Consider the following 1,317-nt stretch of genomic DNA (forward strand, 5'->3'; position numbering starts at 1 on the left):
GTCATGGCCACCCCGTCGCAGATGCAGCAGATCCGCTGGGACCAGCCCTGGTACGCGATCTACCGCTATCCATGGATGGCACAGTTCGAAGGCGCGATGCCCGAGCGCTATCAACCCGGCGCCCCCGAGCCGATCGCGGGCGGGCATCGCCATACAAACGGCGGCGGCTGGGTCGGTCCCGGCGCCACCGTCTCCGAAAGCGCTTACGTCGGGCCTTACGCCCGGGTCGTTTCGGGCACCGTCTCCGGCCGTGCGCGGATCGAGGATCATGCCGTGGTGCTCGATCGCGCCGAGGTCCGCGACCAAGCCGTCGTGGGCGGCCTGACCGTCCTGCGCAAAGACACGGTCCTGCGCGACCGGGCCGTGGCCCGCACCGCGATGCTGGGCATCGGCGAGTACGAGAAGGGCATCGTCCTTTCCGGCACAGCGCAAAACATTGGCGACGTTGAGCAGCGCGGCGGTTCCGCCGCCAGGGGCGTGTTTTACGGCTTCGTCGATGCTGGCACGGTGCAAGACCCGGCCCACGGTGCCGATTTGACAGCACCGGTTCAGGAGGTCACCGCACGTGTGCATTATCGCTGGCCCGGCTGACCCCTCACCGGGCGCCCCCAAGCTCGACGGAGCGGCAAATGGTCACCGGAACAGATCGCGGGGTGGCTCAGGCGCAGCTTTCCCGAGGAGCCGCGCAGGCAGGTGTCGCACGAGACCATCTACAGAAGCCTGTACGTACAGGCGCGCGGGGTTCTGAAGAAGGAACTGCTGGAGCATCGACGTCGCCGCGCGTCATCGCAAGGGCGCAGCGACATTTTCACGCTGTCCCTTCATGCCGAGAAGGACTCCCCACACGCAAGGCGCGTTCGTCGCTGGATTTCGGGCTGCCCGATGCAACGGGCGATACCGCCTATCTGGAAGCTCTGGCCGGCACGCTGCCCATGCTTCTCGATCATTTCGTGCCGGACCTGATCCTGCTGCAGGCTGGCGTCGATGCCCATAGGGACGACAGGCTGGGCCGGCAGTCCTTGACCGACGAGGGCTTTAGCCTCTCCTATTCACCGGGGCGGTCAGGAGGGTTGGCGGGAGTAGCGTAAGGTTCTGTTCTGAAGTAGGAAATTGGGTGTCTAAGCCATCCCTTCTCCGGGACAGAAAAAGCCACGGGCCACACCCGCCATGAACGATGCTAGCCCAAGCCGATTTAGATTCCCAGCGGTCGGCCGAAAGAAAATCACAGCCGCCTTCGACGGGGGACGGCTGACTTCGGACGGTGGGGTTTTGCTGCTGGCCCAGGCCGAACGCGAGCTGGATATCTGCAGGCAGCTT

At 65.1% G+C, this 1,317-nt stretch carries 3 protein-coding genes and 1 pseudogene; all 4 read left to right on the forward strand.

From position 1 onward, the window contains the following. Nucleotides 1-591, forward strand: a 591-nt coding sequence (locus ACYPYD_RS14975) for a hypothetical protein (RefSeq protein ID WP_459663955.1), incomplete at its 5' end; no start/stop codon positions are given. 39 nt (nucleotides 592-630) lie between these two features. Next, nucleotides 631-789, forward strand: a pseudogene (locus tag ACYPYD_RS14980) (IS30 family transposase); the annotation flags it as partial. A gap of 116 nt (nucleotides 790-905) precedes the next feature. Further along, nucleotides 906-1,088 (forward strand): hypothetical protein, encoded by a 183-nt coding sequence (locus ACYPYD_RS14985; protein ID WP_459663956.1) that lies wholly within the window; start codon nucleotides 906-908, stop codon nucleotides 1,086-1,088. 79 nt (nucleotides 1,089-1,167) lie between these two features. Further along, nucleotides 1,168-1,317 (forward strand): transposase (locus tag ACYPYD_RS14990; RefSeq protein ID WP_459663958.1); only part of this gene is annotated, 150 nt, incomplete at its 3' end.

It is taken from the genome of Novosphingobium sp. 11B (genome assembly GCF_054589055.1).